The organism is Kocuria sp., from assembly GCF_030536815.1.
Taxonomy (GTDB): Bacteria; Actinomycetota; Actinomycetes; order Actinomycetales; family Micrococcaceae; genus Kocuria; species Kocuria gwangalliensis.
The window spans coordinates 1-13,105 of record NZ_JAUNPE010000011.1 but is presented as its reverse complement, the minus strand read 5'-3'; the positions used below and the strand labels follow the sequence as shown (position 1 = coordinate 13,105).

Here is a 13,105-nt window from a genome sequence, read left to right as displayed (position 1 = left end):
CTTGTACGCGCGGATCAGTTCGCGCACGCGCTCGGCACTGTTGACCTCGTGGGCAAGCTTGATCTGCTCGGCGCGCGCGGACTCGACCTCTTCGCGGCGCTCCCCGGTCACGGCCAGCTGGGAGTTCTCCTGGGCCACATCCTGCGGGGACGCATTGACCTCGGGGTTCGACGCCGCCTCGGCCACCTTGGCCTGCACGCTCTCCGTGGCGCGCTTGGCGTTCTCCTGCGGATCCGTGGTGCGCTGGTTCGTGTCCTCAGCGGGCCGGTTGTTCTTGGTGTCGCCGGTGTTCTTGTTGCCCTGGTGAGGGGTCGCGTTCATGACGGGGAGGTCCTTTCGGAAGGGGCGGGAACGGTGACGGCGCGGGCCGTTCAGCCGTTCGAGGTCGAGGCTAGTTCTGAAGCTACCGCGTGTCCCACCTCACGCAGCAGCCGGGGTGCTTCACGCATGGAGGTGTGGGCGTCCGGTGCCAGGTCGGAGAGGGCATGCGTTGCCCGGAAACCGGTGGCCTCCAGCGTTTCGCGGTCCAGCGTGGTGCGGCCGCACACGGCGATCACGGGCACGCCGTGGGCCTGGCCGACCCGCAAAACACCCACCGGGGTCTTGCCGCCCAGGGATTGCTCGTCCAGGCTGCCTTCCCCGGTGATCAACAGGTCAGCGCCGGTTACGGCTCGATCCAAGTTCACCAAGTCGAGGACGACGTCGATCCCCGGCCTTCGCGTCGCATGCAAGACGGCCAGCGCGGCGTAGCCGACGCCGCCGGCGGCACCGGCGCCCGGAGCTTGAGCCGCATCGCGTGCGGAGTCTCCCAGGGTCTCGGCAAGGACATCGCGGAAAGTGACCAGGGCGGCGTCGAGCTCGGACACGTCCTGCTGGGAGGCGCCCTTCTGCGGGCCGAAGACCGCGGCGGCACCGCGCTCGCCGGTGAGCGGGTTGTCCACGTCCGCCGCGAGGACGAACTGGGCCTCGGGGACGCGCGGATGCAGTCCGGAGAGATCTACGGTGGCCAACTGCGCGAGGGCGGCGCCGCCGTCGGGAATCTCGTGGCCGGCTGCGTCGAGGAGCCGGGCGCCCAGGCCGGCGAGCATGCCCGCGCCGCCGTCCGTGGTGGCGCTGCCGCCCACACCCAGGATCACCCGCGTGCAGCCGGTGTCCAGTGCTGCGGCAATCAATTCACCGGTGCCGCGGCTGGTGGCCTCGCGAGCGGCGAGGATCGGATCGCCGTTCTCATCGTGGGGGAGTGCGGCCAGGCCGGAGGCCAGGGACATCTCGACCACGGCGGTGTCGTCGAGTCGGGCCCACGCGGCCGCCACGGGTTCGCCGATCGGGCCGGTGACCGTGAGGTCGTGGCGCGTGTAACCGGCGGTGACCGCGGCGTCCAGCGTGCCCTCACCGCCGTCGGCCACGGGCAGGACCGTGACCTGGGCGTGGGGCTGGGCCTCACGGATCCCGGCTGCGATGTGCGCGGCCGCCTCCTCGGCGCTGACCGAGCCCTTGAACTTGTCTGGTGCCACCACAATGCGCACGAGAACCTCCCGAAAATTATCAGCTGAACCGCGGGCCGCGCACGGATTCCGTGAGCGGCCCGCGAGGTATCGGACAGAGTAGAACACTCCGTTGTCGGTCGAGGTTGTCAGTCGAGCAGGGCGATGGCGGTGGGTGCGTCCACACCGCGTGCCGCCAGCTCCTCGAACTCCACCACGTTGTCCAGCTCGGTGCCCATGGAGATGTTGGTGACCTTCTCCAGGATGACCTCCACCACCACGGGAACCTGATGCTCCTGGGCCAGCGAGTCGGCCTGGGCGAACGCTTCCTGCAGCTTGTCCGGATCGGTCACGCGCACGGCCTTGCACCCCAGGCCTTCGACCACCTTGAGGTGATCCACACCGTATCCCTGGGTCTCCGGGGAGTTGATGTTGTCGAAGGCCAGCGACACGTTCTGTTCCATCTTGAACCCGCGCTGGGACTGACGGATCAGGCCCAGGTAGGAGTTGTTCACGACCACGTGGATGTAGGGCAGGTTGAACTGCGCGCCCACGGCCAACTCCTCGATCATGAACTGGAAATCGTAGTCACCGGACAGGGCCACCACGGTCTCGCCGGGCTTACCGCGCACCACACCCAGGGCGGCCGGACCGGTCCAACCCAGGGGCCCGGCCTGACCCGCGTTGATCCACCGGCGTGGACCGTACACGTGCAGGAACTGGCCACCGGCGATCTGTGACAGACCGATTGTGGACACGAAGGTGACGTCCTGACCGAAGGCCGAGTTCATCTCCTCGTACACGCGCTGCGGTTTGATGGGCACCTCGGTGAAGTGCGTCTTGCGCTGGAGCTGGCCCTTGCGCTGGATGCATTCCTTGGCCCACACGCCGTAATCGGGAACGGAGAACCTGCCCTTACGTTCCTTGGCCACCTCGAGGAGCACGGTCAGGGCGGCGTCGGCGTCGGAGACGATGCCCAGGTCCGGCGAGAACACGCGACCGATCTGGGTGGGTTCGATGTCCACGTGCACGAACGTGCGGCCCTCGGTGTACTTGTCAATGGACCCGGTGTGGCGGTTGGCCCAGCGGTTACCGATGCCCAGGACGAAGTCCGAGGCCAGGAACGTCTCGTTGCCGTAACGGTGCGAGGTCTGCAGGCCCACCATGCCGGCCATCAACGGGTGATCGTCGGGGATGGCGCCCCAGCCCATCAGGGTGGGGATCACGGGAACATCCAGCACCTCGGCGAGCTCGACCAGCTTCTCGGACGCGTTGGCGTTGATGACGCCGCCACCGGCCACGATCAGCGGGCGCTCCGAGGCGAACAGCATGTCCAGGGCGCGTTCGGCCTGGGCGCGCGTGGCCGCGGGCTTGGCCACGGGCAGGGGTTCGTAGAGATCGATGTCGAACTCGATCTCGGCCAACTGCACGTCCAGGGGCAGGTCGATCAGCACCGGACCCGGGCGGCCCGTGCGCATCTCGTGGAACGCACGCTGGAACGTGCCCGGGATCTGACCCGGCTCCAGCACGGTCACCGCCATCTTGGTCACCGGTTTGGCGATCGAGGCGATATCCACGGCCTGGAAATCTTCCTTGTGCAACTTGGCCACCGGTGCCTGACCGGTGATGCACAGAATCGGCACGGAGTCCGCAATTGCGGCGTAGAGGCCGGTGATCATGTCGGTGCCGGCGGGGCCCGAGGTGCCCACGCAAATGCCGATGTTGCCGGGAGCGGCGCGGGTGTATCCGTCGGCCATGTGCGAGGCGCCCTCGACATGGCGGGCCAGCGTGTGCCGGATACCCCCGTCGTTACGCATGGCCGAGTAGAACGGGTTGATGGCCGCACCGGGTAAACCGAACGCCTCGGTTGCGCCTTCCTTCTTCAGGATGGCGACAATGGCGTCCACCGTACGCATCTTGGTCATGATGTTCTCCTTGAAATCTTGTGTCGGACCGCCGGGCCCGCGTGGGCCGGGCACTTACTTCTCATCGCCGCCGGAGAGTTCATGGGCGAGCTTGAACAGCCCCGAGTGGTCCAGGCCGCCGTCGCCGCGGGCGACCAGGGCGGAGACCAGCTGGGCGACGACCGCGCCCAACGGGATGGTGACGCCGGCCTCGCGTGCGGCGGCGGTGACGATGCCCATGTCCTTGTGGTGCAGGGCCAGGCGGAAACCGGGATCGAAGTTGCGATCGAGCATCTTCTGTCCCTTTTGATCAAGAACCTTGGAGCCGGCCAGGCCACCGCCGAGGACCTTCAGAGCGGCATCGGTGTCCACGCCGTAGGCCTCGAGGAACACGACCGACTCGGCGAGCAACTGGATGTTGCCGGCCACAATGAGCTGGTTGGCGGCCTTGACCGTCTGACCGGAGCCGGAGGGGCCCACGTGCACGATGGTCTTGCCCACGCCATTGAGGACTTCCTGGGCTGCTTCGAAATCGGTGGCTTCGCCGCCCACCATGATGGACAGTGCTGCGTTGATCGCGCCCTGTTCGCCACCGGAGACCGGGGCGTCCAGCGGGCGGATGCCGGCCTCGCGAGCCGCGCCGGCCAGGTTCACGGCCACGTCCGGGCGAATGGTGGACGCGTCGATCCACAGGGCGCCCTTCGGGGCGTTGGCGAAGACGCCGTCCGCACCCTCCACCACGTCCTGGACGTCCGGGGAGTCCGGAACCATGGTGATGATGACCTCGGCGTCCTTGACGGCCTCGGCCACGGAGCCGGCAGCGGTGCCGCCCGCCTGGGCAAGTTCTTGAGCCTTTTCGGGGGAGCGGTTGTACCCGGTCACCTGGTGGCCGGCCGTGACGAGGTTCTTGGCCATGGGAAGGCCCATGATGCCCAGTCCGATAACTGCAACCTTGGCCATGATGTTCTCCTTAGACGTTCTGCGGTGATCCGCGGGTGTAGCTGGTGTTTGGTCGTGGTGCGCCGCTCGCTGCTGCTCGCCGCGCTAGGTCCGTGCGCTGCTTGTGGCGCGATGTTCGCGGGCGCGGCCGGATCAGGCGCGCTTCTCGCGGGGCAGCCACGCGAAGGGATCCTCCTGCGAAGCCTTGTACTCCAGGCCGATCACGCCGTCGTAGCCGAGCTCGCGGGAGCGGTCGATCCACGTCTCGAGCGGTAGCTCACCGGTGCCGGGTTCGTTGCGGCCGGGGTTGTCGGCGATCTGGATGTGCCCGAAGTCGGCGGCGTGATCCTCGATGACGCGCTCCACATCGTCACCGTTGACGGCCAAGTGGTAGAAGTCGGCCAGCAGCTTGACGTTGTCGCGGCCCACCTTCTCGATGATGGCCAGGGCGTCCGCGGCGGTCTTGAGCGGGTAGGCCTCGGTTCCGGAGACGGGTTCGAGCAGTACCACGCCGCCCAGGGGCGCCACGGCATCCGCTGCGCGCTGCAGGTTTTCGACGCCGATCCGGTCCTGTTTCGCGGCGTCCTCGCCATCCAAACGGTTGCCGTAAAGCGCGTTGAACGCCGTGCAGCCTGTGGCTTGGGCAATCTTCACCACGGCGTTGATATTGGCCCGAAACTCTTCCGAGCGGGCCGGCTGGGAGAGCACGCCGCGCTCGCCGCCGGGCATGTCACCGGCGTAGAAGTTCAACCCGGTCAATTGGACGCCGGCGTTCTTGAGCGCGGCCACGAATTCTTGGATCTCGGCCTCCGACGGGGTGGGCGTGGGGAACGGCCACCAGAACTCGGCGCGGGTGAAGCCGGCGGAGGCCACGGCTTGCGGGCGGTCGTTGATCGGGAGATCGGTCAGCAGGATCGACGAGTTGACGGTGTAGCTCACGGTGTTCCTCCTGTGCGGCGGCCCTCGCGGGTGCCTGGATTTCGGATTGTGGAATCTAACTTTTATCTAGTGAAAATACTAGATCCGAGTGTGACCTACGTCAACCTCTGGTGTGAGATGTTTCTCGCGGTGCCTCCCGCTGACCGGCTGGGAAATGTAACCCGTCCCCGTGCCGCCCGAGCCCGGGGGAGCACTGACGCCCACGGCGAACCACTTTCCCCCGGCATGACGTACCCCTCAATGGGGGTCTACAGTCACCTCCCATGACTACTAACGTTGCTGCCTATCAGGCCGTTGCTTCCGGGGCCCCTCTGGAGAAGGGCACCATTGAGCGCCGGGACCTGCGCCCGGACGACATCCGCATTGAGATCGAGTTCGCGGGGATCTGCCACTCGGACATCCACACCGTGCGTGAGGAATGGGGACCGATCGATTTCCCCATGGTCCCGGGCCACGAGATCATCGGCCGCGTCACCGAGGTGGGATCCGAGGTCTCGAAATTCGCCGAAGGTGAGCGCGCGGGCGTGGGATGCCTCGTCGATTCCTGCCGCGAGTGCGAGTGGTGCCTGAAGGGCGAGGAGAACAACTGCCCCAACGCCGTGGGCACGTACAACGGTGTGGACCGCTTCGACGGGCGGCCCACGGACGGCGGCTACGCCACGGAAATCGTGGTATCCGAGGCGTTCGCGCTGCACATCCCCGAGAACCTCGATCCGGCTGCCACCACGCCGCTGCTGTGCGCCGGCATCACCACGTACTCCCCGCTGCGCACATGGGGCGTCACCGAGGGCTCCAAGGTGGCCGTGGTGGGCATGGGCGGCCTGGGGCACGTGGCTGTCAAGCTTGCGAAGGCCATGGGCGCGGAGGTGACCGTGATCAGCCAGACCCGTTCCAAGGAAGAGGATGGCCGCCGCTTCGGCGCCACCGACTGGATCGCCCGCAAGGAGGACCCCGAAGCGCTCAAGAACCACAAGGGCGCGTTCGACGTCATCATCAACACCGTCTCGGCGCACATCGACGTGCAGGAGTTCATGGCCACCCTGCGCCCGCACGGCGCCATGGTGCTACTGGGTCTGCCCACCGAAGCCCTCGAGGTGAGCGCCCCCTCGCTCATCGGCGGCCGCAAGTCCCTGACCGGTTCCAACATCGGCGGCATCCGCGAGACCCAGGAGATGCTCGACTTCTGCGGTGAGCACGGCGTGAGCGCGGAGATCGAACTCATCAAGGCCGATGACATCAACGACGCCTACGACCGCGTGGTGGGCTCGGACGTGCGCTACCGCTTCGTCGTCGACGCCAAGACGTTCTGAGGTCCTGAGCTCTCAAGCGTCAGCGCCCCGCATGGCCTCCCAGCGTCAGCGGGGCGTGGCGGTTGACGTCCTTGTACAGCAGGTAGCGGAAGGGTTTGGGGCCCCCGGCGTAGCAGGCCTGCGGGCAGAAGGCGCGCAGCCACATGAAGTCGCCCTCCTGCACCTCGACCCAGTCCTCGTTGAGGCGGTACACCGCCTGACCCTCGAGCACGTAGAGCCCGTGTTCCATCACGTGGGTCTCCGCGAACGGGATGATCCCGCCGGGCAGGAACGTCACGATGGTCACGTGCATGTCGTGTCGCACGTCCGCCGGATCCACAAAACGCGAGGTGGCCCAGCGGCCCTCGGTGCCGGGCATGGGGGTGGGCTCCACATCCTGGTCATTGGTCACGAAAGATTCCGGCTTCTCGATGCCCGCGACCTTCTGATAGCGCTTACGCACCCACATGAACCGAGTCTCCTCGGAGCCGCGGTTGTGCACGGTCCACGTCTCACCGGGGGCAATGAACGCGTAGCCACCGGGGTCGAGGGTGTGAACGTCGTCGTCACCGGGCTCGTCACCCAGGGTCAGCTCGAGGGAGCCCTCCATGACGAACACCACCGCCTCCGCATCCGGATCGTCCTCGGGCTTGTCCGAGCCGCCGCCGGGAGAGACCTCCATGAGGTACTGGGAGAATGTCTCCGCGAAACCGGTCAGCGGCCGAGCGAGCACCCACAGCCGGGTGCCTTCCCAATGCGGCAGGAACGAGGTCACGATGTCCCGCTGCGTGCCCCGCGGAATCACCGCGTAGGCCTCCTTGAACATGGCCCGGTCGGTCAGCAGATCGGTCTGCGGCGGGTGGCCGCCGTGGGTTGCCCAGTACGTGCGTTCGCTCATTGAGTTCCTCCTAATTCAGAATGTTCAGCGTTCGACGCCGCCACGCCCGTCTTCGCGACCGAGCTCACCGTTTCCCGGGTCAAGCCGGCGGCGCGCAGCTCGTCCTCGGTCACCGCGCCGCACAGCGTGCCGCGCAGGATGTAGCGGGCCAGGGCGCGAGCGGTGGCGGGTTCGTCGGCAACGTCTGCGGCTTCGATGCCGGGTACCGACCGACGGGAGTAGACCTCCAGGCGGTGGGCGGCGGCGCGGAACCCATCGCGGTAGAACGCGTAATTGGTGAGAAAGCGCGTGGGCAGCTGGTGGGCGTGCAGATCCCAGCCCTGGTAGTACCCGCGCTCCAGGGACCGGTGGACCAGTCGTGCGTGCAGCGCCCAGGACTCGCGGCGCTGGGCGGCGTCGCCCACGGGCAACTGGTTGGTGGAACCGTCCGAGAGGTGCACACCGGTTCCGGCCACCGCCACCTGCATGACGTTCTTGGCAAAGTCCGCGGCAGGGTGCTCCATGGACTGGAACTGCGCGGAGATGCCCAGGGACGCCGAGTAGTCGTAGGTGCCGTAGTGCAATGACGTTGCACGGCCCTCGGCGGCGCGCAGCATCGCGGGGATCAGGCACGTGCCGTCCAGTCCCAGGATCATGGGGGCCGTTTCCATTTGGATCTCGAAGCGCAGCCGGTCGTTGGGCAGGCCCAGCGCATCCTCCAGCGCCTGGCACGCATCGACCATGACCTGCACCTGTTCCACGGAGGAAACCTTGGGCAGCGTCAGCACGAGTCCGTCGGGCAAACCGTCAGAGCTCACGCCCGCCTCGATGAGACCGCCCTCGCGCACCAGGGTGCTGACGAAAACATCCAGGGACCGCAGGCCACGGGCGCGGGTTGCCCCTTCAAAGCATTTGAAACGGATGCCCGCGAAGGCCGGGGCCGGCGCGGAGCCGTTGGCCCGGTTGATCGCGAACTGTGCCACGGTGCGCGCGGCCTGGGCCGCGGCGGCATCTTCTTCGCCGTCGGAACGATTGCCGAAACCGTCCTCGAGATCCAGTCGCAGATCTTCGATCGGCTCGGTCTGCAGCTTGGCGGCCACACGATCCACGACGTCGCTCACGCCGTCCCCGGTCAGACCAGCCAGCTCGGCGAGTATCCGGAGCCCGCCCGATTCATCGGCGGCGGCCTGTGCAGCGCGACCCCATGAGGCGGGGGTGTCCACGGTGACGAGGTCTGCCGGGACGTAGCACGTGTGTACGGGCTGGCGGACCCCGGAGTCACCCGGGAAGAACCGGGCGAGGTCAGCGTCGGTGCCGGCGAGCACCAGATCCGCCCGCTGGTAGAACGCGGTCGGCAGGCTCGCTCCGGCCGGGAGGACCCCCGCCGAGCCGCCCAGCGCGGCGTCGGCGGGGGCAGCGGAGGCGACGTGCACCCCGAGAATGGATTGTGTCATTTGGCCCCTTCCATGAGGTCATACGCGGGCAGGGTCAGGAAGTCCGGGTAGTTGTCGCTCAGTACCATGTCGGAGATGAGCTTGCCCGCCGGGACGAACCACTTCTCGTAGTTCTCCGCATCGATTTCTTCCTTGAGGGCGTCCAACTGCTTCTCCAGGGCGTCGGCGACCAGCTCGCGTGTTGCGGTGTTTCCGGTGTCGGTGTAGACCACACCGTTCTTGATCTGCTGCCAGATCTGGGAGCGGGAGATTTCCGCGGTGGCAGCATCCTCCATGAGGTTGTGAATGGCCACGGCGCCGTTGCCGGACAACCAGACCGCAATGTAGCGGATGGCCACGTAAAGATTGGCGTTGAGCTCCGCCTCGGTGCGCTGATCGCCGGCGGAGGGGACGTCCAGCAGCTGCTCGGGGGTCACGGAGACCTCCGGGCGCTGGCGGTCCACCTGGTTGGGGTTGTCGCCGAGCACGCCGTCGAAAACTTCCAGGCACACGGGAACGAGGTCCGGGTGGGCCACCCAGGAGCCGTCGAAGCCGTCGTTGGCTTCGCGGGTCTTGTCGCTGCGGACCTTCTCGAAGGCCGCGCGGTTGACCTCTTGGTCCTTGCGGGACGGGATGAACGCGGCCATGCCGCCCATCGCGAATGCGCCGCGCTTGTGGCAGGTCTGCACGAGCAGCTCGGTGTAGGCGCGCATCAGCGGCGCGGTCATGGTAACCGCGGAACGGTCGGCCAGGATGAACTTCTCACCGGCGTCACGGAAGTACTTGATGATCGAGAACAGGTAATCCCACCGGCCGGCGTTGAGACCGGAAGCGTGGTCACGCAGTTCGTAGAGGATCTCGTCCATTTGGAACGCGGCGGGAATGGTCTCGATGAGCACCGTGGCGCGAATGGTGCCGTGCTCGATGCCCAGGTATTCCTCGGCGAACGTGAACACGTCGTTCCACAGCCGCGCCTCGAGGTAGGACTCCATCTTGGGCAGGTAGTAGTACGGACCGTGGCCGTTGTCCACCAGCTGCTTGGCGGTGTGGAAGAAGTGCAGGCCGAAGTCCGTGAGCGAACCGGAGCCTTCCGTGCCGTTCACGGTGATGTTGTGCTCGGGCAGGTGCCAGCCGCGCGGGCGGGTCACGACCACGGCGAGCGGCACATCCTCGCGCAGCGTGTACTCCTTGCCCTCCGGTGAGGTGAAGGCCAGGGTGCCGCGGGCGGCGTCGCGCAGATTGGCGATCGCGTCGATCTGGTTGGCCCAGCTGGGGCTCGCGGCGTCCTCGAGATCGGCCAGCCACACCTTGGCACCGGAGTTCAGCGCATTGATGGCCATCTTGGCCGGCGTTGCGGGGCCGGTCATTTCCACGCGGCGGTTCTGTAGCGCCCGGGGTGCCGGGGCAACCTTCCAGTCACCCTCGCGCACCTGGCGGGTTTCCTCCGGGAAGTCTAGGGTGCCGGTTGAAGCGGCCTGCTCGCGTGCGGTTTCGCGCTTGCCCAGCAGCTCTTCGCGGCGGTCGTTGAACTTCTCGTGCAGTGCCTCGATGAACGCCAGGGCCTCGTCGGAGAGGATCTCGCTGGCCGCGGCCACGTTGTGCGGGGTGTTGTGGGTGATGGTCATGGTTGCCTCCTGAAAATTTCGGGTGGTGCTGGTAGTGCGGGTGGTGCTGTCGTGCCGGTGGTGCGTGGACTTGCTCGAAACGGTGGGCGGGCGGCGTCGTCGTCTTGTGAACGGCGACGACGCCGCCCGTCAGGGTGCCGCGTTACTGGCCGCCCTCGCCCAGCGCGGTGTTCTTGACCGCTTCCGCCACGGCCGGGGCCACGTTGGGGTCGAACACGCTGGGGACGATGAAGCTCGCGTTGCGCTCGTCCGGTTCCACACAGTCCGCAATGGCCTTGGCCGCGGCCACGAGCATCTCGGAGGTGATGTCCGAGGCTCCGGCGTCCAGCAGGCCGCGGAACAGACCGGGGAAGGCGAGCACGTTGTTGATCTGGTTCGGGAAGTCGCTGCGGCCGGTGGCGACCACGGCGGCGTGCTCGGCCGCCTCGGCCGGGTGCACCTCGGGGTCAGGGTTGGCCATGGCGAACACAATGGCGTCATCGGCCATGGTGGCGATATCGGCACCGTCCAGAACGTTGGGGGCGGACACGCCGATGAAGACGTCCGCACCGGCCACGGCTTCCTTGAGCGAACCGGAGAAGTTGTTCTTGTTGGTGTTCTCGGCCAGCCATGTGCGGTGGGGATCGGTGTAGGTCTCGCCGGAATGGATGGCGCCCTTGCGCGAGCACGCGATCACGTTGGCCACGCCGTTGGCGAGCAGCAACTGGATGATGGCGTTGCCGGCGGCGCCCACACCGGAGACGACCACCTTGACGTCCTCGATCTTCTTGTCCACCACGCGCAGGGCGTTGTAGAGGGCGGCCAGGGTCACGATGGCGGTGCCGTGCTGGTCGTCGTGGAAGACGGGGATGTCGAGTTCTTCGCGCAGGCGGGCCTCGATCTCGAAGCAGCGCGGAGCCGCGATGTCCTCGAGGTTCACACCGCCGTACACCGGGGCCATGGCCTTGACGATGCTGATGATTTCTTCCGTGTCCTTGGTGTCCAGGCACACGGGCCAGGCGTCAACGTCCGCAAAGGCCTTGAAGAGCGCGGCCTTGCCCTCCATGACGGGAAGGGCTGCGGCGGGGCCGATGTCACCCAGGCCGAGCACGGCGGTGCCATCGGTCACCACGGCCACGGTGTTGCGCTTGATGGTCAGACGGCGAGCGTCCTCCGGGTTCTCGGCAATGGCCATGCACACGCGGGCCACACCGGGGGTGTAGGCGCGGGAGAGGTCATCGCGGTTACGCAGGGAGACCCGCGGGGTGACCTCGATCTTGCCGCCCAGGTGGATCAGGAAGGTGCGGTCGGAGATCTTGTGGACGTTCACGCCCTCCAGGGCGTTGAGTGCATCCCGGACTTCGTCGCGGTGTTCGGCGTTGGAGACATTGCAGCTGATGTCGATCACTACGCTGGTGGGGTGCGATTCGACAATGTCCAACGCGGTGACCTGGGCGCCGGCAGCGGAGGCGGCGGTGGTGATTTCACTGGTCGAGGTGAATGTGGCGGGCGCTTCAACGCGCAGAACCATGGAGTATCCGGGGCTGGGTGTAGACATCTGTATGACGTTCCTTTCAGACCGAGCGGAACCCTCGCTCCATTTTAGTATCCGCATTGTGGAAAAAAGTTTCCACTTATTGAATCGTAGATGTAGTCTGGAACGAAAGACAAGACCCGTGTGAGAGTTATTTCACATGGTGACATCGGATGGACCGCCCGAACAGGGTTATCCGTCCATGACGGAAAGCGAGTTGGCACCATGGCAGAAGGCAAGAGCGGGGGAGGAGTCCAGTCGGTCGAGCGAGTGTTCGACCTCTTGAACATCATCACCGCTTCCGGGGGCGAGTCCTCCCTGAGCGATCTGGCGCACAAGGCCGAGCTCCCACTGCCCACCATCCACCGCTTGCTGCGCACCCTCGTGCCTTTGGGGTACGTGCGCCAGTTGCCCAACCGCAGTTATGCGCTGGGTCCTGGCCTGATCCGTTTGGGCTACACCGCCAGCCTGCAATTGGGAACCTACGCTCAGCCGGTGCTGCAGCAACTGGTCCAGGCGCTGGGTGAATCGGCCAACATGGCCGTGCTCGACGGCCGGATGGTCGTGTACGTGGGCCAGGCGCAGTCCTCGCAAGCGATGCGCATGTTCACCGAGGTCGGCCGCCGTGCGCCCCTGCACAACACGGGTGTGGGCAAGGCCATCCTGGCCACGCTCCCGGATGAGCAAGTGGTCTCCATTGTGCACTCGATGGGCATGCCCACCCCTACACCCAAGAGCCTGGGGACCGTGGACGCTCTGCTCGACGATCTCGAGAAGATACGCGAGCGCGGTTACGCCATTGACGACGAGGAGCAGGAGGTCGGCGTGCGCTGTTTCTCCATGGCGCTGCCCAACGCCCCCACACCCACCGCGATCTCGGTCTCCGGGCCCACTACGCGCGTGGACTGGGACTTCGGTGATCGCGCGGTGCCGCTGCTGCGCACCGCGGCCGAGGAATTGTCCCGTCAGTTCGTGCCGACGGGTTCCTGACGCCTTCCGAGGCAACGACAGCTTTGACGACGCCGCCGCGGCCCCCGATCTTTGGGGGCCGCGGCGAAACCGGGTGGGATCAGGCATCCCCGCCGGCGTTGCCGGAGGTCCC

General features: G+C 66.7%; 10 protein-coding genes and 1 pseudogene. 2 read left to right on the top strand and 9 right to left on the bottom strand.

Annotation, left to right across the window (positions count from 1 at the left end; translation table 11 throughout):
* From Q4E95_RS02520 to Q4E95_RS02500, 5 genes and pseudogenes are all read right to left on the bottom strand, one after another.
* Positions 1–321, bottom strand: a 321-nt coding sequence (locus Q4E95_RS02520; RefSeq protein WP_368660305.1) for a hypothetical protein, incomplete at its 3' end; no start/stop codon positions are given.
* A 50-nt stretch (positions 322–371) separates the two neighbouring features.
* Positions 372–1,526 carry a glycerate kinase gene (locus tag Q4E95_RS02515; RefSeq protein WP_303381803.1) on the bottom strand — a complete coding sequence of 385 codons (1,155 nt, stop codon included), beginning with the start codon at positions 1,524–1,526 and terminating at the stop codon, positions 372–374.
* A 107-nt stretch (positions 1,527–1,633) separates the two neighbouring features.
* Positions 1,634–3,409, bottom strand: coding sequence for a glyoxylate carboligase (gene gcl, locus Q4E95_RS02510; RefSeq protein ID WP_303381802.1), 1,776 nt, complete (start codon positions 3,407–3,409; stop codon positions 1,634–1,636).
* A gap of 54 nt (positions 3,410–3,463) precedes the next feature.
* A pseudogene (locus Q4E95_RS02505) lies at positions 3,464–4,369 on the bottom strand (2-hydroxy-3-oxopropionate reductase); the annotation flags it as partial.
* A gap of 111 nt (positions 4,370–4,480) precedes the next feature.
* Positions 4,481–5,266, bottom strand: coding sequence for a hydroxypyruvate isomerase family protein (locus Q4E95_RS02500; RefSeq protein WP_303381801.1), 786 nt, complete (start codon positions 5,264–5,266; stop codon positions 4,481–4,483).
* Positions 5,267–5,529: 263 nt separating this feature from the next.
* On the opposite strand from Q4E95_RS02500, the gene Q4E95_RS02495 reads away from it, so the two are divergent.
* On the top strand, positions 5,530–6,576 hold the full coding sequence (locus Q4E95_RS02495) for an NAD(P)-dependent alcohol dehydrogenase (RefSeq protein WP_303381800.1): 1,047 nt from the start codon (positions 5,530–5,532) through the stop codon (positions 6,574–6,576).
* 19 nt (positions 6,577–6,595) lie between these two features.
* Here the strand turns inward: Q4E95_RS02495 and Q4E95_RS02490 are convergent, their stop codons facing one another.
* The 4 genes from Q4E95_RS02490 to Q4E95_RS02475 all read right to left on the bottom strand — a co-directional run bounded on the left by Q4E95_RS02490 (position 6,596) and on the right by Q4E95_RS02475 (position 12,027).
* Positions 6,596–7,453, bottom strand: coding sequence for a bifunctional allantoicase/(S)-ureidoglycine aminohydrolase (locus Q4E95_RS02490; RefSeq protein ID WP_303381799.1), 858 nt, complete (start codon positions 7,451–7,453; stop codon positions 6,596–6,598).
* Positions 7,450–8,886: an aldolase gene (locus Q4E95_RS02485; protein ID WP_303381798.1), complete on the bottom strand. Its 1,437-nt coding sequence runs from the start codon at positions 8,884–8,886 to the stop codon at positions 7,450–7,452. The genes Q4E95_RS02490 and Q4E95_RS02485 overlap by 4 nt, the downstream gene beginning before the upstream one ends.
* Positions 8,883–10,490, bottom strand: coding sequence for a malate synthase A (gene aceB / locus Q4E95_RS02480; RefSeq protein ID WP_303381797.1), 1,608 nt, complete (start codon positions 10,488–10,490; stop codon positions 8,883–8,885). The genes Q4E95_RS02485 and aceB overlap by 4 nt, the downstream gene beginning before the upstream one ends.
* A 142-nt stretch (positions 10,491–10,632) precedes the next feature.
* Entirely contained in the window at positions 10,633–12,027 is a 1,395-nt protein-coding gene (locus Q4E95_RS02475) for an NAD-dependent malic enzyme (RefSeq protein WP_303381796.1), read from the bottom strand.
* A gap of 201 nt (positions 12,028–12,228) precedes the next feature.
* Between Q4E95_RS02475 and Q4E95_RS02470 the strand changes: the two genes are divergently transcribed.
* Positions 12,229–12,993, top strand: coding sequence for an IclR family transcriptional regulator (locus tag Q4E95_RS02470; protein ID WP_303381795.1), 765 nt, complete (start codon positions 12,229–12,231; stop codon positions 12,991–12,993).
* Positions 12,994–13,105 lie beyond the last annotated feature (112 nt).

Bases quoted from the DNA above. Each gene is read 5' to 3' on its own strand.
- gcl (WP_303381802.1), bottom strand. From the start codon at position 3,409: ATGACCAAGATGCGTACGGTGGACGCCATTGTCGCCATCCTGAAGAAG.
- Q4E95_RS02495 (WP_303381800.1), top strand. From the start codon at position 5,530: ATGACTACTAACGTTGCTGCCTATCAGGCCGTTGCTTCCGGGGCCCCT.
- Q4E95_RS02490 (WP_303381799.1), bottom strand. From the start codon at position 7,453: ATGAGCGAACGCACGTACTGGGCAACCCACGGCGGCCACCCGCCGCAG.
- Q4E95_RS02485 (WP_303381798.1), bottom strand. From the start codon at position 8,886: ATGACACAATCCATTCTCGGGGTGCACGTCGCCTCCGCTGCCCCCGCC.
- aceB (WP_303381797.1), bottom strand. From the start codon at position 10,490: ATGACCATCACCCACAACACCCCGCACAACGTGGCCGCGGCCAGCGAG.
- Q4E95_RS02475 (WP_303381796.1), bottom strand. From the start codon at position 12,027: ATGTCTACACCCAGCCCCGGATACTCCATGGTTCTGCGCGTTGAAGCG.
- Q4E95_RS02470 (WP_303381795.1), top strand. From the start codon at position 12,229: ATGGCAGAAGGCAAGAGCGGGGGAGGAGTCCAGTCGGTCGAGCGAGTG.